Genomic DNA, 20,436 nt, shown 5'->3' with positions numbered 1-20,436 from the left:
CGTCGACGTACGAGTAGAGCAGCAGGATCACCGCGTGCAGGGACGACGCGGAAAGGCAGCAGCGGCATGACCAGCACGGCCGACGGCCCCGGTGCCGTCACAGCGACCCCGGCGCAGGGCACGCCGCTGCCGGAGGGCTCCGCCGGCGGCCCCGTGACCCATGGGATCGGCGCGTCCCTTCCCTCCGCCGACGCCCCCGCCAAGGCCGAGGGCACCTTCCCCTACGCCGCGGACCTGTGGGCGGAGGGCCTGCTGTGGGCGGCCGTCCTGCGCTCGCCGCACCCGCACGCCCGCATCGTCTCGATAGACACCGAACCGGCCGCGGCCCTCTCCGGCGTGCACGCCGTCGTCACCCACGAGGACGTGCCGGGCGACGCCGGTCACGGCCGCAAGGTCGCCGACCAGCCCGCCTTCGCACGCGACGTGGTGCGCTACTACGGGGAGCCCATCGCCGCCGTCGCCGCCGACCACCCCGACACCGCGCGGCTCGCGGCGGCGGCCATCGCCGTCGAGTACGAGCCGCTGGAGGCGGTCACCGACCCGGAGAAGTCCTTCGAGGCCGAACCGCTGCACCCCGACGGCAACTTGATCCGCCACATCCCGCTGCGCTTCGGCGACCAGGACGTCACCGGCGACATCGTCGTCGAGGGCCTCTACCGCATCGGACGCCAGGACCCCGCGCCCATCGGCGCCGAGGCGGGCCTGGCCGTGCCGCGCCCCGACGGCGGCGTCGAGATCTACACCGCCTCCACAGACCCGCACACCGACCGCGATCTCGCCGCGGCCTGCTTCGGGCTGCCGCCCGAGCAGGTCAAGATCGTCGTCACCGGGGTGCCCGGTGCGATGGGCGACCGTGAGGACACCGGACTCCAGGTGCCGCTGGGCCTGCTGGCGATGAAGACCGGCAGCCCCGTGAAGATCGCCGCGACCCGCGAGGAGTCCTTCCTCGGCCACGCACACCGCCACCCGACGCTGCTGCGCTACCGCCATCACGCCGACAGCGAGGGCCGGTTGCTGAGGGTGGAGGCCCAGATCCTCCTCGACGCCGGCGCCTACGCCGACACCACCGCCGACGCTCTCGCCGCCGCCGTCTCCTTCGCCGCAGGCCCATACGTCGTACCGCACGCGACGATCGACGGCTGGGCCGTACGCACGAACAACCCGCCCTCCGGGCATGTGCGCGGAGAGGGCGCCATGCAGGTCTGCGCCGCCTACGAAGGCCAGATGGACAAGCTGGCCGCCCAGTTGCGCATGGACCCGGCCGACCTGCGCATGCGCAACGTCCTCGCCACCGGCGACCTGCTGCCCATCGGCCAGACCGTCACCTGCCCCGCGCCCGTCGCCGAACTGCTGCGCGCCGTAAGGGAGACGCCGCTGCCCGCCCTGCCCAAGGACAGCCCCGAACGCGACTGGCTGCTCCCCGGCGGACCCGAGGGCGCGGGCGAACCGGGCGCCGTGCGCCGCGGAGTCGGCTACGCGCTCGGCATGGTGCACATGCTCGGCGCGGAGGGCGCCGACGAGGTCTCCACGGCCACCGTGAAGGTCAACGGGCCCGTGGCGACGGTGATGTGCGCCGCGGTGGAGACCGGCCAGGGCTTCACGACGCTCGCCCGCCAGATCGTCCAGGAGACCCTCGGCATCGACGAGGTGCACGTCGCCCCCGTCGACACGGACCAGCCGCCCGCGGGCCCGGGCGCGCACAGCAGGCACACATGGGTGTCGGGCGGCGCGGTCGAACGTGCGGCGAAGATGGTGCGCACGCAGCTTCTCCAGCCGCTGGCGGCGAAGTTCGGGATGTCGACGGAGCTGCTGACGATCGCCGACGGGAAGATCACCTCCTACGACGGGGTGCTGTCCACGACGGTCGTGGAGGCCCTGGAGGACAAGGAGTTGTGGGCCACCGCCCAGTGCAGGCCCCATCCGACGGAGCCGCTGGACGAGACGGGGCAGGGCGACGCCTTCGTGGGGCTGGCCTTCGCCGCCGTACGCGCCGTCGTGGACGTGGACGTCGAGCTCGGCTCCATCCGCGTGGTGGAGATGGCCATCGCGCAGGACGTCGGCCGCGTACTGAATCCGCGTCAGCTCAACGCCCGTATCGAGGCGGGCGTCACCCAGGGCGTGGGCGCGGCCCTCACCGAACACCTGCGCATCAACCGCGGGGTGGTGCGCCAGCCGGACTTCACGGGCTATGCCCTGCCGACGGCACTGGACGCGCCGGACATCCGCATCGTCCAACTCATCGAGGAACAGGACGTGGTGGCGCCCTTCGGCGCGAAGGCCGCCTCGGCGGTCCCGGTGGTCACGTCCCCTGCGGCGGTCGCGGCGGCGGTACGTGCGGCCACGGGCATGCCGGTCAACCGGCTGCCGATCCGGCCGCAGACGGCGGTGGGGGGCTGAGGGGCGGAGCGGTTGTCATCGATTGCTCCCTGTCCGCATCACGATCCGGTATCGCTGATCCCGTACGGCTGGGCACCGGCATACGGCATTTGCGCCCTTTGCTCTCCGGTGCCGGGGCATCCGCTTCGGCGCTCACGGGCGGATACGCGCACGGTGCGGGCACAACCGGTCCCGTCGGCCGGATTCCGTGGAAGGGCCCGCTGGTCATGGTGGACCGATGACAGACTGTCAGTGGCACTTACTAGGGTGTACCTGATACGCGCGTAAGGCACCATGGTGTACGGCTGTTCGCCCGCTGCGGCTGGAACGGCCTACACACACCTGCAAAGCGCAGGGTGGAGCGGCCAGGCCGCATGACGGAGACGGAACGGGGAGGCGCAGTCGTGGGTGAGATGCGAGTCGACCTCAGTGAACTAGAGGAGACGGTACGCAAGCTCGGTCGGGTGACGACCGCCATGGGTGATTCGGTGACCAAGAGTCAGTACAACACCTTCCTCCCCAAGAACGCGCTGGGCAAAGGCTTTGCGGAGCAGACGGACATCGACAACGCGCATACGGAGATGAAGTCGCACATCGAGGAGATCATCAGGGTGATCCACGATGTGATCGACGACTTCGGCACGAAGACGAAGAAGGCGCACGGCAAGTACCAGAACGCCGAGCACGACGCGAAGTACGGCATGGACGGCGGCCGTTCAGGGTCCGGGAACTAACGGTCAGGGGGCTAGGACGACATGGGCGACGAGGCTGGGCTCAGCAACTTCACCGACACCGGCAACATGTGCTACATGGGCGAGGTCAAGACCCCGTTCGCGACCGGCGAGGACATCGACTCGATGAAGGCGATGCTCGCGGACGCCAACCCGGGCCAGGTCCTCGACGTGGCGGACGCGTGGCAGAACATCCACAAGCATCTGACCGACACCGTCAAAACCGACTTCGACAAGGCCGTCGACCACATCCTCCAGCATTGGGAGGGCGAGTCGGCCGACGAGTTCGCCAAGCGGGCGAAGCAGATCAGCAAGCAGATCACCGACTGCGCCACTTACGCCACGCGCACCTCCACCGTGATGCGCAACGTCGGCCACAAGCTGAGCGAGATCAAGCCGAAGGTCGACGCGATCGAGAAGCCGAGCGGCTTCGGCAGCGCGATGGACAAGATCGGCGACGGCTTCTCGCGCGACGACACCAAGTGGAAGGCCGAGATCCAGGGCAACCAGGGCGCGCAGAAGGCCCTGGACAACCACGACGGCGACCTCTCGGCGGGCAAGGAAGAACAGCTCAAGGCCGCGGCGCACATGGAGGAACTGGCGCTCACGTATACGTCGCAGGCGAAGACGATGGGGTCGTGGAACAAGAAGCCGCCGCCCCGGAACCACGGGGAAGACTACCCAGGGGACCCCGGAGGCGTCGCCCCTGTTCCCATTGCGGTGACTCCTGATGACGGTGGCCCGGGGGCGGTAGCGGCCGGTGCCTCCAGGACCAGCAGTTCGGTCGGTAGGACGACGCCGAAGTCGACGTCGCCCGCTGCCTCTGGCACGCCCGCCTCCGCCACGAAGGTGGACGGAGTCTCGGGTGGGACCGCGACGACCCCGCGGCCCGGAGGGGCGAGTTCGGGAGCACCTGCCGGCGGCGTCTCGGGCGGTGGTCCTGCCGCAGGAACTGGCCCCGGTATGGGCGGCGTGCCTGGCGGTCCGGGCTACGTCGGCCAGGCCGGGGCGGGCCGTGGTGCTGCGGGTCTCGGCGCACGTGCGGGCCGAGGCGTCGGTGGTCGCGTTCCCGCCGGACTTGGCGCCGGAGGTGCCGGAGGTGCCGGTGGAGCCGCAGGCAAGGGGGTGGGCGCCGCCGCAGGGCGGGGACCGCTTGCACGTTCGCGCGGCGGGGTGCTCGACACCCCCCAGCAGGGGAAGGGCGCTGCCAAGCAGGGCGGCCAAGGGCTGCACTCCAGTCGCGGTGGCACGCAGGCAGGCGCGCGCGGGAAGACCGGCGGCGTGATGGGTCACGGTGCCGCAGGCAACAACTCCCGCCGCAAGGAAGGCGAGAACCGCCAGGGAGAGCGTCCGGACTACCTCGTCGAGGACGAAGAGACCTGGATGCCCGAGCGGCGCGACGTGGCCCCGCCCTCGATCGGCTGACGAACCACCGGCACACTACGAAGTACCGCAAGCTGGGGGTGCGGCCATCAGGCCGCACCCCTTCCGCCGGGAAAAGAGGACTCAGACAGATGGGCATCACGCGAACTCTGCGTGTCATCAGCAGTACAGCGCTGACTGGGGCGCTGATCTTCGCTTCAGCTTCGAGTGCCGTTGCTGATGACGTCAGAGACAAGCAATGGGTGCTTGACGCGTTCGATGCTAAGTCAGTTTGGAAGGTCACGAAGGGGAAGGGCGAGACTGTCGCTGTCATCGACGACGGCGTCAACGCTCAACACCCTGACCTCAAGGGCAACGTTCTAAAGGGCAAGGATTTCGTCAACGGCGGGTCCCCTGTCCCGGCTAAGGGCGACGATCACGGCACCGGGATTGCGGCAATGATCGCCGGTCACGGGCATGGTGCGGGGCAGGCAGACGGAATCATGGGGCTTGCCCCGGAAGTCAAAATTCTCCCCATTCGCGACAGGGGGGATGACCCAGATGGTCTCGTTGATTCCATCAAGTACGCAGTTGATCACGGGGCTTCCGTCATCAACATTTCGCTGGGCGGCAGCATCAAGAACACTGATGAGGCCGAAGCAGTCACGTATGCGCTGAAGAAAGACGTGCCGATCTTCGCTTCAACTGGCAACTCCGGAAAGTCAGTTGAGTACCCGGCTGCCTACCCCGGAATGGTTCCCGTCGGGGGGATCAACAGGGACGGAACGATTTGGGAGAAGTCAAACCGGGGACCGAAGACACTGCTCACAGCTCCAGCAACGCGTGTTCTCACCGCTGGTGGGGAGAACAGCGACTACTACGTCTACGGCACCGGAACGTCCGACTCGGCTGCGTTCGCATCTGCTGCCGCAGCTCTCGTCCGCTCGAAGTACCCCGACCTCACCGCCGGCCAGATCGTCAACCGCCTGACGAAGACAGCCGAGATGCCCGCCGCCGAAAAGGGTGCGAAGCTCCCCGACGAACGGTACGGCTACGGCTCCATCCGGCCGCTCGCCGCGCTCCAGAAGGACATCCCGAAGGGCTCCAAGTACGGCCCGCTCTCGTTGCCTCAAGAGCTCCAAAACGAAGAGAAGGTAGCCGAGAAGGAACGGGAGTCGAAGGCTCAACAGGAGCAGGCCGACAAGGAGTTCGTGATCCTGTGGACCATCACAGGCATTCTCGCGCTTCTCTTCGTCGGCGGCATCGTCCTGACGATCGTCCTCGTACGCCGCCGCAAGAGGAACCGCAACAACGGCCCCGGGGGCCCGGGCGGTCCCGGAGCCCCGGGCGGCTACTCGGGCGGCCAAGTCCCGTACCAGCAGGGCCCGTACGCCCAGTCGGCGACTCCGCCGCAGCAGCCGCCGTACAACTGAGAGGCTCGCGCTACCGGCCTGGCTGAGTCACAGCCGGGTCGGACTGTGCTTCCTGTACGCAACCGGGAGTCACCACGGAACGCCTGCCGTTTCGGGCAGCATCGAGGGGAAGTACTGCTGAAGTTCCTCGTCGGTGTGGACGACGAGTGTGGTCCACGAACCGTCCGGGAAACCGAACTCGACGTTCTTGCCTGCACATTTGCGGATCCATGAGAGCTGGTCGAGCGGGTATGCCCAGCCGAGTTCGGACCCGCTGCGCAGTCGGTACATGCTTCCTCGGCGGCGCTGGATGTAGACGATGCGGAGCCCAGAGCCGGTCAGGGCGAGAACGCTGATCACGCCGGTCTTGGAGCGGGGCTGAAGCGCAGCCGTCAGTTGTCCTGCGTCGCTTCCCCACCCCCGTAGAACACCCGATTCTTCTGCTTGCACTCCTCGCGTTGCGCGGGATCGCTGTAAACGGGTGCTGAACTCGGGAAGACCTCATTGGCGATGATCCTGTACAGCAGGGAGAAGACCGTGCCATACATGTCGCTTGGTTGCGCCATGCCTTCGAAGACCGAAGGTCGGCACTCCGCAGGCGCAATGGGCTTGTTTCCAGAAGTCGACGACGGTTCGGACTCGAAGGCCGCAATGAAGTCCTCGTTCTGAGGCAATGCGTCCCTGACCCGTTCCAAGAGCTTCTTTGTGGCCATGGTTTCGATCCTCTACTGGCGGAGTCCGTGGGAGGGTACTGGCTGGGGGCGTCACTGCGATGCTCGACGGCTCCTGAAGCGGTCAACCGAACTCATCCGCCAAGGAGTTGTTGGACAAGCGCGTGCACATCGACGTGACCTCCGCCAGAAGTCTGCGTTGTGCGACGTCGATGGTAACGACGACCGTGTGTCTCTCCGTGTGGGCCCGGATGTATGTGTGGGGACGGAGGTCTGCCACATGCCACCCGAGGCTGGGAAGGCGTGACTCGGCGCTGTTCGTCGCCTCCCGCAGGACCGCTTCGGGCACATCGCTGAGGCGCCACTCGTGCCGGACGAGACAAGGGGAGCGCAGCGCCTTGCCCCAGCAGTCGGGGCAGACCGTGGCGGACAGCCGCTCCGCTTCCGGTGCGAACCGGTCCCGTCCCACGCACGCATGCAACACTTCGGCGGAGATGCCGGCGAAATCCTGCTTGGTCTCTTCGTCAAGTTCACCGCGAGAGCGGGTAGACGAGTCGCCCAGCCGTGCAAGCATCTCGGCCTCGGCGATCTCTTCATCGGTGGCGAGGTCGATCGTTTTCAGGATTTCCGCGAAGACTTCGGAGTGCAGTTCCCAGCCCTGTGCAGAGAAGACACCGAGTTCGAACAGAAGCATCTCGCCGGTCCCCGGCAAAGGGACATAGGTCTGAATGATCTGCCGTTGCACCGGTGTGACGTCACCTGTCGAAGCGTCCTCAACGGCAAACGGTGACGGGCCTATACGTGAGACGGCCGGGCCGCAGGGCAGGTCCGTCTGCTCGACCTCGTGGTCGGGGTACGCACGCTTCAGAGTGTCGAGCAGAGTGGGAACGACGGACTCATCGTCGTTGTCGTGCGGGAGTTGTGCCACGAGAACCGTGGAGGAAGTGGGCTGCTGCTCCACCTCCAGGAAGCACAATCCGGCATAGATGACGTTGCCCTGCGCCATCGGCTCCAGTTGTGAGCCGAGAGTGACGGCGAACGCGTACTGGTCGTCCACGGGACGATCCGCCAGAACCGTGGTAGCGATGTCGCGAAGACGTGCGGCCGCGGAATCCGCGTCGGGAGCGTCAACAGGCAGTTCGTGGAAGAACGGCGGCATGATCCACCCGGCGCGAAGACGGGAAGCCCCCGTTTCGGGGGACGCTTCCCTGTCCCGGATCGCACTGACGCCTGACTGTGGAGTCTCCATGGGCTCCGTTTCGTTGCCTTGGTCGCTGCTGGGCCTGTAGCTCAAGCGGCGAGAGTCTGGTGGAAGCGATCGCTGGAAGGTGCGACAACCGAGGTTGAGCCGGGGTCTGGTTTCTGCAACTGTTCCCATGCGCCCTTCACGGCGGTGGCACCCTTGATGGTCGCCGTGGTCGCTGCGGCCGGCACGACGTCCTCTGTCTTGCCGAACGCCTTTTTCAGGCTGCCGTTGATGAGTTTCGTACTGATGGGGTTCTCAAGCTTCTGGTAGATGTGGTTGACGGGCTGGCCCTTCTCGATCACCCTGCCGGTCAAACCGCGTGCTGCACTCCCGGCTTTGCCTGCCAGGCCGGTACCGCCCTTGATCCCCGCGATGGCCCCCTTCGTGGCGCCGCCGACAACGGGAATGGTGCCCAGCGCGTCGAGGCCGATCTTCCAGCCGGGTGTCTTTCCGCCGCGGGCGTTGTCCATCCAGTGGCCCGCCATGGCGCCCGCAGCGCACAGCGAAGAAGCTGTCGCCAAAACCACGGATGCCGCCTGGCCGACCACGGGAATCGCATTGACCGCGATCGCAGCGACCCCCAGCCCCGCCGACCAGTTCGACAACGTGTCCGCGTTGTCGATCAGCCACTCCTTGAAGTCCCGCCAGCCTTCCGACAGGGCGTCCGAGATGCGGCCCCAGAGGCCGAGGTCCGGCGGGTGGTTCTCGCTGGCCTTCAGGATGGCGCGTTCCGCCTCGCCTGCTCTGTCCTTCCAGTTGGCGAGGATCTTCTCGCCTTCGCGGACGAGCTGGTCGATGCGTTCGTTGGACGCGTCGACGTCGCCTTTGGCCTCTTCCAGCATGGAGTTGACGCGCTTGACCTGGTCGGCTTCCATCATGACGCCCGCATAGCGCTCGTTGAGGGAGTTGTAACGGTCGGCGTCCTGCTTGGCCCGCTTGCGCGCTTCGACTGCGTCGGCCTCGGTGCGTTCCGCGCGTTGCTGTAGCTCTTGCAGCTTTCCGTGCCACGTGCGCAACGCTTTCGCGCAGTCGTGCATGGAGTCGGTGCCTTGCTTGAGGTACTTGGGGAGTTCCCCGAGTTTCTTGGTGAACCGTTCGGCGGCTTCGCCTTCCCACGCGCCGCCGCGTTCGCCCACCGACTTGATCAACTGGTCCAGCTCTTCGAGTTCGTCGCCGACGGCCTTGACGTCGGAGGCGAGGAGGTCGATCGCCTCCGTGTCGCCCTTGGCCGGGTTGAACCCCAGGCCGGGCCAACTGCTGTCGTCCTCGATGAACATGCTGCGCCAGGACATGTCTTCCCCCGTTCGTGCTCAGCCTTGCCCGTACGTCTTGGCTTCTTTTTCCTCGCCGGCCTTGTAGGCGTCGACGGTCGTCTTGAGCCGGTCCTTTATGTCCTTGGCGCTGTCCTCGATGCGTTTGATGCCGTCCTCCCACTCCGACTGGAAGGTGTCGCACGCTTCGTCGAGGCCCTCGGTGCCGAGGGTCTTCGGGCCGACCTTCTTGAGCCGGGTCCGCGCCTGCTGCATCCGCTCGGTGGATTCGCCGAGCTTGTCCACCATCTTCTCGACGCGCGGGACGTCTATCCGGAACTCTTCACTCACCGCGTGCTCTCCCCGTTGTCGCTGCCCGTGTGATCAAGACATCGGCTCACGACGCTACATGAGGGGGCTGCCATGTCATCAAGTGCCCTTCGGGCCCCGGCCGTTCGCATTCATCGCTGTGGGACGGACCTGACCGGCGTCTCCGACTCCCGCTTTGCTGAGCCGCATTCGGCATCAGCGGCGGGCCTCTGCCGTGGAGGTGCTCGCATTTCCCGCGTGGAGTTTGTGCGGAGATCTCGTATGCGACTCAAGGGTGCGTATCACGATCCTGTGTCACCGTGCGGGGCGACTCGGGTGTGGCGTACGGCGTTTGTGTGCCTCGCTCCGTAGGACTGGAGTCCGTTTCTCGATTGCGGGGCAGATCGACGCAGGGTGACGGGAGAACCGTCCGTAGGGCCGGGTTCCGTGCGCGGTGGGGTGCGTGCGAGCAGCGAACTGACGGGCTGTCAGTGGTCCTCATTAGGGTGTGGAGAAACACGTACGGCACCCGCGAAGTGACGGTGCTCGCCGGGCGGGGCACTGCCGGGGCAGGCCGCGACTGCCGTACGTACGCGTCGAATCGGGACGGGGGAGGACGCAGTCGGTGCGTGGGACGCGAGTCGATCTCAGCGAACTCGAGGAGACGGTGCGCAAGCTCGGTCGTCTGACGACCGCCATGGGCGAGTCGGTGACCAAGAGCAAGTACAACACCTACCTTCCCGACGGGGCGCTCGGGAGTCACCGGTTCGTCGAGAGCACCGAACTGACCTCCGCGCACCGGCAGATGAAGGCCCACATCGAGGAGATCATCCGCGTCATCAACGATGCGATCGACGACTTCGGTACGAAGACGAAGATCGTGCACGGCAACTATCAGAACGCCGAGTACGAGGCGAAGAACGGCATGAACGGCGCTCGTTCAGGGGCCGGGGAGTAGCGAGCGGTCGGGGGCGAGTGCGAGATGGACGGCGGACAGGCTGGAATCGGCGGGGAGTACGGGGACTCGGGTGGGACGTACTACGCGGGTGAGGTCAAGACCCCGTTCGCCACGGGTGAGGACCTGGAGTCGATGAAGGCCATGGTGGTCGACGCCAAGCCTGAGCTGGTCCTGAACGTCGCCGAGGAATGGGAGAACATCCACGATCTCCTGGTGCACGGCGGCGGCAGCGTCAAGGGCGACTTCGACCGGACCGTGCGGAATCTGCTTCAGCACTGGGAGGGCGAGGCCGCCGAAGCGTTCGCCAGGGAAGCGGGCAAGGTCAGCAAGCAGCTCGGCGACTGCGGTACGTACGCGCGTTACATCGCGACCGCGATGCGCAACGCGGGCGAGCGGCTCAGCGAGATCAAGCCGAAGATCGAGGCGCTGGGGAAGCGCCGCAGCTTCGGGGACGCCGTCAACCGGATCGGCGGTGCCTTTTCGCGCGGCGGCGGCAGGCTGGACCCCGGATTCCGGGGGGACCTGGGCGAGCGGAGGGCTCCGGACGACGGCGATCCCGGCCTCCCGGCGGGCAAGGACGACCGGTCCAAGGCAGTGGCCCTGATGGTGGAGCTGGCTCTTACGTACAACTCGCAGACGCAGGCGATGAATTCGTGGCAGATGAAGCTGCCGCCCGGGCAGGGGGGCGACGGGGGTGACTATCCCGGAGAGCCCGGGGGTGTCGCTCCCGTCTCCGGTCCGGTGAGCCTCGGCCGACGGGCCGACGGGGCAGTGATCGTCGGTGCGGCAGGGAGCGGCGGGCCCGTGGTCGGGAGGAGCGTGCCCATGCCGGAGCAGTCCGGCTCTGCCGCAAATCAAGCCGCCGCCATCAGAGTCGACGGCATCTCGGGCGGGACAGCGAACGCTCCGCGCCCGCAGGGAGGGGAAGTGCCGCCTCGTTCTTCGGGGATTACGGGTTCGGGCGTGCCCGGGGGCGGGGTCATGGGTGGCGGTCCCGCGCCCGGTTCAGGCGTGGGCGCGAGCCGGGGCGCCGGAGGCGCGGTGCCAGGTGGTCTCGGTGCCGGTGCCGGTGCCGTGCCGGGGGTATCCGCAGGGAGCGGTGGCAGGGCCATGGACGCCGCCGCCGGTCGTAGGCCGTCGACGCCGTCGGTGCCGTCCGCGCGCCAAGGCATAGGCGGCAACCTCGACCACATCGCGCAGCGGGGAGAGACGGGAACCCAACAGGGAGGCCGGGCCCTGCACTTCAGCCGTGGCGGCGCGTTGGCGGGCGAGCGGGGCCGGGAGGGCGACGGTCCGCTGGCTGCCGGCGCCCTGGGGCGGCCCGTGCGTCCCGGTGGTCCCACCAAGTACTCCCGGCGTACGGATGACCCTTACTCCTCGCGTACGCAGGACGAGAGGGGCGTACAGAGCGAGCGCCCCGGCCATCATGTCGAGGAGTCGGATAACTGAGCGAGGGCGCAGCGGAGGTCCGGCCGCCATCCCCCGGCCCCCAAGGTGCGCGCGTTCGTGAAGTCGTCGGCGCTCAGCGCTCGTTGGGGGCGACCGTGCCGGACGCCGCTCGCTGCGCTGCCCGCCGCTCTCGCCACTCCGGGCCCAGCACCGACCAGATCTCCATGTCGCGGCGCTTTCCCCGGTACGGGTAGCTCTCGCGGAGGACGCCGTCCTGCGTCATGCCCAGGCGGCGGGCGACGGCGATGCTGGGGGCGTTCTCGGAGGAGGTGATCCATTCGATGCGGTGGATGCCGCGTTCCCGCACAGCCCAGTCGATGATGATGCGTGAAGCGCGGGTCACGAGGCCCTTGCCCGTGGCCGAGGGTTCCAGCCAGCAGCCTGCCTCGGCGGTGCCTTGGGGGACGTCCATGGTACGGAAGAGGACGCCGCCGACCAGGGTGGCGTTCTTCCAGATGCCGTAGATGCGGCCGGTGTCGGATGCGGCCTTGTCCGCGTACGACTGGAGGTAGGCGCGGGCGGACTCCAGGTCCGGGACGGCGTCGGGCAGGCCGATGTGCTGCCCGATGAACTCCCGTCCGCGGTCCATGTGGGCCAGGAACTCCTCGGCCTGCCATGGTTCGAGGGGGCGGAGTTCGGCGTCGTCGCCCAGGGTTATCGCGAACATCGTTCCTCCAAACGGGAGTTCAGCGCACCGGCGCGGTCAGTTCGCCCCGGTGCCCACACTCCATCCGTGGGCTGTGACCCGTGACCCGTGCCCAGTGATCCGTAGGCCGTGAGCCCGATCCTCGGACACCTCGCGCCTCAGAAGTGGTTCGTCAGTTCGCGGAAGGTCTGAAGGTGCAGGACCTGGTTGTCGGCCGGGTCGAGTTCGTCGTGCTCCAGGACCCAGGTGTGGGGGTTGGGGATGAAGACGGCGTTCATGCCGACCTGGCGGGCGGGGAGGATGTCCGACTTCGGGGAGTTGCCGATCATCCAGCTCGTGGACGGTGTGAGGCCGTGGGTGTCGATGAAGCTGCGGTACGTCGCGTCGTTCTTCTCCGGGACTATGCCGATCTCCCGGAAGTGGTGGCCCAGTTGTGACATGTCGATCTTGCGTTGCTGCTCGTCCGGGTCGCCCTTGGTGAGCAGCAGGAGGTCGTGCCGGTCGCGGAGTGCGGTGAGGGTTTCGGCGACTCCCGGGATCAGCTCCACCTGGTGGTCGATGAGCGCCGCGGCCAGCTCCTTGATCTCTTCGTGCTCCTGTGCTGTCGCCGGGCGGCTGCGCAGACGCTCCACGCAGTCGCCGAGGCTGCGCAGCAGTGACTGTGTGCCGTAGCCGTGTGCGACGGTGTTGGCCCGCTCGATGTCGTCGAGCACGGCGCGCAGTTGGCGCTTGTCGAGGGTGGGGTGTGCCAGCCAGTCCAGGAAGTCCTCGATGACCCGCTCGAAGAGGACGTTGTTCTCCCACAGCGTGTCGTCCGCGTCGAAGACGAGCACTTGGCGTTCGTGCCTCACCCTTTGGCCTCCCCTGGTCCGCATGGACCTCCGCGGGGCCACGCTCTGTGTCCTTTGCCCGGACGGTAGCCGTGCGCGGCAGCGCCTGCCAGGGGTTTTCGGGAGGGCGGCCGGGGCCGGAGGCGGGGCTCAGCGCGGGCGCGGCCTCCGGCGATGTGGGCACCGTATGAACCGGGGAGGGGCTTACTCATACGGTGCCCGGCTTGTTCCCGTCTCGCGAGGAGCCGCCGGGGCGTGCCCCGGGCGGGCGGATGCTCCGGCCGGCGCGGCAAGCCTCGCCTGCTGCGGTTAACGTCGGCTAACGTGCCGTGCGGGCACGGGACGTACATGCACGTACCGGGGGCGAGCGAGGGAGACGAGGCCATGGCCGCCGAGGAGGCAGTCGATGCCGCCGCCGATGCCGCGGATGCGACTGCGGGGTGGGTGGAGACGTACCGCGGGACGGTCTACCCCTGGCACTGCGACCAGATGGGGCACATGAACGTCATGTGGTACGTGGGGAAGTTCGACGAGGCCACATGGCAGCTCTTCGCGGGCTTCGGAGTGACGCCCGAGTATCTGCGCGGCAGCGGCCATGGCATGGTCGCCGTCGACCAACGGATCAGCTACCAGCGGGAGTTGCTGGCGGGGGACGTGGTCGCGGTGCGGTCGGCGCTGCTGGAGGTGCGGGAGAAGGTGATCCGCTTCTGTCATCGGATGGAGAACGTCGCCACCGGGGAGGTCGCCGCCGTCACGGTGCTGACCGGCGTCCACTTCGATACGAAGTCCCGCCGGTCGTGTCCGATGCCGGACGAGCAACTGGTCCGCGCACGGGCCCTGGTGAGCGACTTCGACCCCGGGATCTGACCCCGGGACCCGGCCCGGGAGTACCCAGGTGCGCACGGCGCCCCGACGCCCGCCGCGCCCCGCGCACCCGCCGTGCCGTACGCCCTACCCCCGCCCTCCCATCAGCTCCGCCAACCGCCGTCCGGCGGGCCGGTCTTGAAGGTCCGCCTCCTCGAACCAGGCGCGGGCCAGGCGTACGCACTCGGCCTCCTGCTCGCTCGTCAGGACCCCTCGGCGCTCACTCCCGCCCGTAGTGGACGCTTCGAGCAGCCCGCAGAGGACGTCCGCCGCGTAGGGGTGCGTGGCGTGAACGCCGAGCCATTCGAAGGCCGTTGCGACCAGTCGGCCGGGGCCACCTTCGGCGTGGTGGCCGCCTTCGGCGCCGGGGGCGGCTTCTGTGCCCGGCGGCCCCGTACGACCGATGACGTCCCGGCGCCGGAGCAGCAGCCCCAGGATCACGCCCGCGAAGGAGACGTCGCCCCGCGCGTCCAGCCACGCCAGCGCCCGGGACACGGCTTCGGCGGACCGTGTGGCGTCCAGGTCGGTACGGCTCAGCAGGGCCCTCAGCAGCTTCGTACGGGAGTTGCTCAGCAACTGGTCGCCGTCGAGCCGTTGCAGCGCCAGGTCGGCGAGCTTCTCCAAGGCGTCGGAGGGGACGTCGTCGCGCCCCAGGGCCCACGCCAGCGTCTCGAGGGCCCCCTTGCTCGCCTGTGCGTCGGCTCGCTCCCACGCCGACCGGGCGAGGGCGGCGGCCGGTCCGGGAGACAGGGGGCCCAGGTCGAGCAGGCGCCGCAGAATCGAGCCCGACAACGACAGGTGGCCGTGCCCCGCACAGTCCAGGACTCGCGTCACCGTGCGGTCCCGCAGCGGCAGTTCGGTGAGCGGGCCGCGCAGCAGCGGTTCACGTACCCGCAGGGCGCCCGGCGAGGCGTGGTGGACGTCGAGCCAGTCGAGCGCATGGGCGACTGCCTCGGAGGTGAGGTCCGAGTCCAGCCCCGGGCATGTCAGCAGCCGCTCCAGGACGTAGAGGGCGTCGTTGAGCGTGCTGTTGTCGCCGGTGCCGAGCCAGGCGAGGGCCGATGGAGCCGCCCGCGCTCCCGCCCGGTCCGGGCGCAGCAGAGGCGCCAGTACGAAGCGTGCCGCCGGTGAAGTGCCGTGCCCCGCAAGCCAGTCGAAGCCCAGGGCGACCGGGTCGGCCCCGCCGCCCGCCTCGGCGCCCCGGCGCACACTGACCGCCTCGGCGCCCCGGCCCACGCCGCCCGCCTCGGCGCCCCCGCGCACGCCCGTCGCCTCGGCGCCCCGGCCCACAGCGCCCGGCTCGCCGTCCCGCCCCCCGGCCCGCTCTCCCTCGCAGTCCCCGTCGAAGCCGTACAGCGACAGCAGCGGCCCGAGTACGTACGACACGTTCTCGGACTGCGGATGACGGTCCAGCCAGCGGAGGGCGATCTTGCCCGCATCCCGGGTGTGCGGGCCGAGCGCGGGATGGTTCAGCAGGGGACCGAGTACGAAACTCGCCTGCTCCGAGCCGAGGTTGGCCTCCACGCCGAGCCAGCGGAGGGCGGCGGCGCAGTGGTCGTAGGTGTGGGAGAGCTCGCGGCGCTTCAGCAGCGGTGAGAGCACGGACCTGGCGTTCTCGGTGACGCCGTGGTCGTCCTTGCCCAGCCAGGCCCTCGCGTATGCCGCCGCCGACTCCGGTGCGCCTTCGGGCAGTCGGGGCTGTTCCAGTACGGCGCGCAGCAGGAAGTGTGCTTCCTCGCGGTGGTGGTGGGCCTTCAGCCAGTCCAGTCCGAGGGCGACGAGCGTGCCGGTGTCCTGCCCGTGGTCGGAGCGCAGCAGGAGAGGCGTCAGCAGGAACGTCGCGTAGCGGTCCCCGCCCCGCTCGGCGAGCCAGTCCATCGCGATGCCGGTCGCGTTGCCGAGCCGTTTCCCGGTCAGCGCGGGGTGTTTGAGCAGATGCCGCAGTACGAAGGTGGCCAGGGGCGCTGTGCGGCGGTCGCCGAGCCAGTCCAGGGAACGGTCGAAGACGGCCTGCGTACGGGCGTCGTCCAGGTCGGGCTGCTGGAGCAGCGGAGCGAGCACGAAGGAGGCGGCGTCCGAGCCGGGATGGCGTCTGACCCATCTGAGGGCGAGGACCAACACCCGTTCGCGCGGCCCCGGTTGGAGAGCGGGACGGCGCGAGACGCGCAGCACGGCGTCCAGCACATGTGCCGTGGCGGGCACCGGAAGGTGCGACTCGGCGACGTCCAGGCCCCTGCGTACCGCTTCCTCGGCGGTGCCCTCGGGCAGGTCGTCACGGGTGAGAAGCGTCTCGGTGAGCGCGAGGGGGCGGGCGGCCCAGGTCGTGCCGTGTGCGCCGAGCCAGTCCACGGCCCGGCGTGCGGCCTCGGCCCGGTGGTCCGCGCACAGGCCGGGCGCCCGTAGCAGCGCTTCGAGGACGGTACGGGTCTCGCGGCGCCGGTCCGGGTGCTCCTCGGTCCAGGTGAGGGCGGCCGCGGAGAGGCGTTCGGGCACGGAGTCGGAGGTGTTGCGCACGGCGTCGGCGAGGAAGGTGTGCGCGAGGTGCGCTGCGCCTTCCTCCGCGTACTCGGCGTCTTCGGCCCTCTTCAGCCAGGGCGTGACGAGCCTGTCCCACGCGGCGACCGCTCCGGACTGCCATGGCGGCCCCGACAGCAGGGCCAGCAGCATCCGGCCGCTCTCCGCCAAGTCCGCCTCGTCGGCGGCGAGTCGGGCAAGGGCCTCGGCGCCCTCCCTTCGCAGCCAGTTGTCGCAGACCCGCCGTACGTCCTCTCGTTTGCCTGTTTCGAGGTCGGTGCTCCAGCGGCGTATGTGGCCGGCGGCGAGACGGAAGGTGCGCAGGGAGACGAGGAAGGCCGAGAACATCGTGGCGGCCGTGGCGCCTTCGAGCCGCGTCCTGGTCGGCAGCAGCGCCTGCTGAAGGAGTTCGTCGGCGACGAAGTCGTGGAGGACGTCGAGTTCGCCGTCCGATTCGAGCAGCCAGCCCAGGTCTCGCAGATGCCCTACGACTCCGACGTCGCCGCCGGTGAAGTCCCGGTCGCCGTGGCGTTCGAGGAACGCGGCCACGGCGTCGTGCACGGCGTCGGAGTGCTGTGTGCAGGCCGCGGCCGCCACGGCGGACGCCAGCAGTCCCGTACGGGCGTCTCCGAAGTCCTCACGGGTCCGCTGCTTCAGCCAGTACGACAGGTCGCGGTCGTTGCGCAGACCGGGCAGCGGCAGCACGTCCTCCTCGCCGTCGAGGACGCGGTACTCGATGGCTCTCGCGATGAGCAGAGCGAGCACGGGCCGGGTGCCGCAGACGGCCGCGACCTCGTCGGTGCCGTAGGCGTAGACGGCGGCGGGTGCGGCCTTCGCCACGATGCCGCGGGTCACGCTCTGCTGATGGGACTCCTCCTGGCAGACCTCGATCGTCTCGAAGAGCCGCAGCTGCTCGCGGTCCTCCACGTTCTGCACCGCGCCGGGGCGGAGCGAGGCGATGCACGCCAGCCGCGCCCGCGAAGTGCGCCGGTCCTCGACCTTGTTGGCGAAGTCGTGGTCGAGGTCGGTGTAGCGGTCCAGGTAGTCCAGCACGAGCAGGACGTCCTCGCCGCGCGAGTGGAGCGCGGCGACGGCGTCGGCCAGCTCCTCCGCTGAGGCGGTCGCTTCCCGTCCGACGTGCAGCACGGACCAGCCGCGCTCGTGGGCCTTCTCCGCCACTTCGAAGCAGGTACGCGTCTTGCCGCTGCCGGCGGCGCCGACCAGCACCACTCCCAGGTCCCCGGGCCTCGAACCCGGTGTGGACATCGCCGAGAGCCGGTCGAGAAGGTTCTCCGGGTCGGCCTCGTGGGTCTCTCCCGGGCTGACGAACGGCACTTGGCGATTCGTGAGGTACTTGCGCTGGTTGATGCCGTTCGCCAGCTCCTGGCGGTGTGTGCGTACGCCTTCGGGGAGGTGCACCGGGGGCGCCGCCGCGTCGGGCAGCGCCGCCGGGTCGAGGCTGCCGCTGCCGAGCAGCTCCTCCAGGTGCCTGAACCGGTCGTCGTCGGCGACGAGTTGCTTCCAGGTGTCGACGCGGCTCGCGGTGAGGCGGCCTCCCTCGGCGGGGTGGTGTTCGGTGACCACGCCGATGATCCGGCCGCCGCTGAAGACCACCGCGCCCGACATGCCCGACCACGGCATGTACCGGCCTTCGCGGTCTTCCGGCGGGCGGGGGTCCGCGGCCGGGTCCGGGGCCGGTACGACCTCCAACTCCAGCGTGCGTGTACGGGAGTTGGCGTGCGGTACGCACTCGGCCTGTATGTGCGCGACGTCGCGGAGCGGGCCCTCCGGCGGCGGGCGGTACTTGAACAGCGGGAAGCCCTTCGCCTCGCAGCCCAGCCGTACGGCCTGGTCGCCGATGCGGGCGAACGACTCGGGCCGTACCTGCGGGCCGGTCTCGCGGGACGCGCGGGGATCACCGGGCTCGCCGGGCTCATGGGGTTCCCGGGGCTCATGCGACTCGTGGGGCTCGGCGCGGTCTCCGCCGGGCTCGAAGGTGAGGACGGCTACGTCGATGCCCGAGTGGTCCCAGGCAGTAGACGCCTCGAACTTCCGCTCCTGCTCGCGTTCGGCGTTGAACCGTACCTGGACGCTGGAGGCGCCCTGGACGACATGTGCGCACGTCAACACCACGCCGGAGGCGACCAGATGGCCCGAGCCGCGGCCCTGGCCGCCGTCCTGTCTGCTGACGATGATCTCGGCGGTGCGGCCGTTGGGCAGCTCGGTCCAGGGGCGGTCGCCGTCGGGCGCGGGGCGCTCGGCGGGCTCAGCGTTCGCCATGGAGCCGGTCGCCGGAGATGCGCGGTGAGTACGCCGTACCGTCGGGGCGCACGCCCTTCGGGTGCAGCGTGAGCGTGATCCGCTGGGTCTCCGAGCGGTTGAACCTGGCGTCGCCGCCCGCCTCGACGACCCAGAAGCGCACCTTGCCGTTGGCCCCCAGATCACGACCCGCGGCCACGGTCGCCTCGATCTCCACCGGGCCCAGCTCGAACTGGAGCGACTCGCCCGCGTCCGCGCCCTCCGCCGCCGCGGCTTTCAGTTCCGTACGCAACTGCCGTACCAGCTCTGACAGTTCGATCGGCCGTCGCTCCCCGTTCAACGCCATGGGGGGATTCTATGGGGCGGCGTAGAGCCAGTCGACGTGGCGGAAGTCCGCCGGATCGCGGTCGCGGAAAAGGGTGTTGCGCAGGGTGCGGGCGAAGCCGTCGACGTGCCAGGTCTCACCCCACACCCTGGCCGCGTACTGCACTTCGGCGGTACGGGCCGTACGTGCCGCCTCGTATTCGCGCAGGGCACCCGGCCAGTCGCAACCGCCGCCCGGCGCCCGGTACTTCACGGTCCGGGCCGCCAGGCACTCCGCGTCCTCCAGCGCCTGGCACGCGCCCTGCGCGAGGTACTGGAGCATGGGATGGGCGGCGTCGCCGGTGAGGGCGAGCCGGCCGTCGACCCACCTGGGGATGGGCTCACGGTCGTACATGGGCCAACGGCGGTCGCGCCAGAGGGACTTCAGGCCGCGCTGCGCCTCCTCGCAGGCGTCGGCGAACGCCGCGTCGAGTTCGTCGGGGCCGCCCCAGTCGCTCTCTCCCCGCCGGAAGCCGGGCGAGGCGAAGACGGCGACGGTGTTGAAGATCTCCCCCGAGCGCAGCGGGTACTGCACCAGATGGCAGCCGGGGCCGATATGGACGACGACGTCGCGAAGGGCGTCCTCGCCGAGCCGCCCGGCGACCTCGGCCACGGGGAACGCCCCCCGGTAGGCGACATAACCGGAGGGGACCGGCTCGTCATCGCTGATGCGTGCGCGCAGCCGGGAGCGCAACCCGTCGGCGGCCAGGGCGACTTGGGCGCGGTGGCGGGCACGGACGCCTGCCGTGTGCACGACGGCACGGTCGCCGTCCGTCTCCACGCCGACGACGTCGTGATCGGGCACGAGGTCGACGCCCGCGCGCTCGCACGCCGAGACGAGCACACGGAGCAGGTCGCTGCGGTGGATCAGCACATACGGTGCTCCGTAGCGGGCCTCGAAGACGTCGTCCAGATCGAGACGGGTCAGCGGGGTGCCGTCGAGCATGTCGCGGAAGACCAGTCGGCGCGGCAGCACGCCCAGTTCGACGACCTCGTCCAGCAGGCCCCAACCACGCAGCACACGCGTCGCGTTGGGCGCGAGTTGCAGCCCGGCGCCGATCTCGGTGAAGTCCGGGGCTCGCTCCAGCACGCGGACGCGGTGCCCCGCTGTGGCGAGCGCGTAGGCGTTCCCGAGCCCGGCGATGCCGCCGCCCGCGATGACGACGTCCACGTCCGGCTTCGCGGATTCGGCCGAT

17 protein-coding genes are annotated in these 20,436 nt (G+C 69.3%); 7 read left to right on the top strand and 10 right to left on the bottom strand.

Annotated features, from left to right (window positions below; all coding sequences use genetic code 11):
• Positions 1–66: 66 nt before the first annotated feature.
• The 4 genes from MMA15_RS09045 to MMA15_RS09030 all read left to right on the top strand — a co-directional run bounded on the left by MMA15_RS09045 (position 67) and on the right by MMA15_RS09030 (position 5,902).
• The gene (locus MMA15_RS09045; RefSeq protein WP_241058607.1) at positions 67–2,397 is read left to right on the top strand and encodes a xanthine dehydrogenase family protein molybdopterin-binding subunit; all 2,331 of its coding nucleotides are present in this window, start codon (positions 67–69) and stop codon (positions 2,395–2,397) included.
• Between the two features lie 383 nt (positions 2,398–2,780).
• Positions 2,781–3,110, top strand: coding sequence for a hypothetical protein (locus MMA15_RS09040; protein ID WP_241058606.1), 330 nt, complete (start codon positions 2,781–2,783; stop codon positions 3,108–3,110).
• A gap of 21 nt (positions 3,111–3,131) precedes the next feature.
• The gene (locus MMA15_RS09035; RefSeq protein WP_241058605.1) at positions 3,132–4,532 is read left to right on the top strand and encodes a WXG100 family type VII secretion target; all 1,401 of its coding nucleotides are present in this window, start codon (positions 3,132–3,134) and stop codon (positions 4,530–4,532) included.
• 89 nt (positions 4,533–4,621) lie between these two features.
• Positions 4,622–5,902 carry a S8 family serine peptidase gene (locus tag MMA15_RS09030; RefSeq protein ID WP_241058604.1) on the top strand — a complete coding sequence of 427 codons (1,281 nt, stop codon included), beginning with the start codon at positions 4,622–4,624 and terminating at the stop codon, positions 5,900–5,902.
• A 69-nt stretch (positions 5,903–5,971) separates the two neighbouring features.
• Here MMA15_RS09030 and MMA15_RS09025 read toward each other — a convergent pair whose 3' ends face one another.
• The 5 genes from MMA15_RS09025 to MMA15_RS09005 all read right to left on the bottom strand — a co-directional run bounded on the left by MMA15_RS09025 (position 5,972) and on the right by MMA15_RS09005 (position 9,399).
• A complete protein-coding gene (locus MMA15_RS09025) occupies positions 5,972–6,241 on the bottom strand; it encodes a hypothetical protein (RefSeq protein ID WP_241058603.1) in 270 nt (89 codons plus the stop codon).
• A 32-nt stretch (positions 6,242–6,273) separates the two neighbouring features.
• A complete protein-coding gene (locus tag MMA15_RS09020) occupies positions 6,274–6,594 on the bottom strand; it encodes a hypothetical protein (protein ID WP_241058602.1) in 321 nt (106 codons plus the stop codon).
• A gap of 82 nt (positions 6,595–6,676) precedes the next feature.
• Complete coding sequence (locus MMA15_RS09015; RefSeq protein WP_241058601.1) at positions 6,677–7,801, bottom strand: hypothetical protein; 1,125 nt, start codon at positions 7,799–7,801, stop codon at positions 6,677–6,679.
• A 41-nt stretch (positions 7,802–7,842) separates the two neighbouring features.
• The gene (locus MMA15_RS09010; protein WP_241058600.1) at positions 7,843–9,075 is read right to left on the bottom strand and encodes a putative T7SS-secreted protein; all 1,233 of its coding nucleotides are present in this window, start codon (positions 9,073–9,075) and stop codon (positions 7,843–7,845) included.
• A 33-nt stretch (positions 9,076–9,108) separates the two neighbouring features.
• On the bottom strand, positions 9,109–9,399 hold the full coding sequence (locus MMA15_RS09005; RefSeq protein ID WP_241058599.1) for a WXG100 family type VII secretion target: 291 nt from the start codon (positions 9,397–9,399) through the stop codon (positions 9,109–9,111).
• A gap of 583 nt (positions 9,400–9,982) precedes the next feature.
• Here MMA15_RS09005 and MMA15_RS09000 point away from each other — a divergent pair.
• Both MMA15_RS09000 and MMA15_RS08995 read left to right on the top strand, forming a co-directional pair.
• Complete coding sequence (locus MMA15_RS09000) at positions 9,983–10,315, top strand: hypothetical protein (protein ID WP_241058598.1); 333 nt, start codon at positions 9,983–9,985, stop codon at positions 10,313–10,315.
• 24 nt (positions 10,316–10,339) lie between these two features.
• Positions 10,340–11,764 (top strand): hypothetical protein, encoded by a 1,425-nt coding sequence (locus MMA15_RS08995; RefSeq protein WP_241058597.1) that lies wholly within the window; start codon positions 10,340–10,342, stop codon positions 11,762–11,764.
• A 73-nt stretch (positions 11,765–11,837) separates the two neighbouring features.
• Here MMA15_RS08995 and MMA15_RS08990 read toward each other — a convergent pair whose 3' ends face one another.
• Both MMA15_RS08990 and MMA15_RS08985 read right to left on the bottom strand, forming a co-directional pair.
• Positions 11,838–12,431: a GNAT family N-acetyltransferase gene (locus MMA15_RS08990; RefSeq protein ID WP_241058596.1), complete on the bottom strand. Its 594-nt coding sequence runs from the start codon at positions 12,429–12,431 to the stop codon at positions 11,838–11,840.
• A 137-nt stretch (positions 12,432–12,568) separates the two neighbouring features.
• The gene (locus MMA15_RS08985; protein WP_241058595.1) at positions 12,569–13,261 is read right to left on the bottom strand and encodes an HAD family hydrolase; all 693 of its coding nucleotides are present in this window, start codon (positions 13,259–13,261) and stop codon (positions 12,569–12,571) included.
• A gap of 363 nt (positions 13,262–13,624) precedes the next feature.
• Here MMA15_RS08985 and MMA15_RS08980 point away from each other — a divergent pair, with 363 nt between their 5' ends.
• Complete coding sequence (locus tag MMA15_RS08980; protein WP_241058594.1) at positions 13,625–14,107, top strand: acyl-CoA thioesterase; 483 nt, start codon at positions 13,625–13,627, stop codon at positions 14,105–14,107.
• A gap of 84 nt (positions 14,108–14,191) precedes the next feature.
• On the opposite strand, the gene MMA15_RS08975 is transcribed toward MMA15_RS08980, so the two are convergent.
• From MMA15_RS08975 to MMA15_RS08965, 3 genes are read right to left on the bottom strand one after another with little or no spacing between them, the layout of a single operon-like run.
• Positions 14,192–18,898, bottom strand: a complete 4,707-nt coding sequence (locus tag MMA15_RS08975; protein WP_241058593.1) for a trypsin-like peptidase domain-containing protein — start codon at positions 18,896–18,898, stop codon at positions 14,192–14,194.
• The gene (locus tag MMA15_RS08970) at positions 18,885–19,223 is read right to left on the bottom strand and encodes a trypco2 family protein (protein WP_241058592.1); all 339 of its coding nucleotides are present in this window, start codon (positions 19,221–19,223) and stop codon (positions 18,885–18,887) included. The genes MMA15_RS08975 and MMA15_RS08970 overlap by 14 nt, the downstream gene beginning before the upstream one ends.
• Positions 19,224–19,232: 9 nt before the next feature.
• Complete coding sequence (locus MMA15_RS08965; protein ID WP_241058591.1) at positions 19,233–20,411, bottom strand: FAD-dependent oxidoreductase; 1,179 nt, start codon at positions 20,409–20,411, stop codon at positions 19,233–19,235.
• Positions 20,412–20,436: the final 25 nt, after the last annotated feature.

It is taken from the genome of Streptomyces marispadix (assembly GCF_022524345.1).
GTDB lineage: Bacteria > Actinomycetota > Actinomycetes > Streptomycetales > Streptomycetaceae > Streptomyces > Streptomyces marispadix.
Note: the sequence above shows the minus strand (reverse complement) of the source record. Positions and strands in the feature narration are given on the sequence as shown.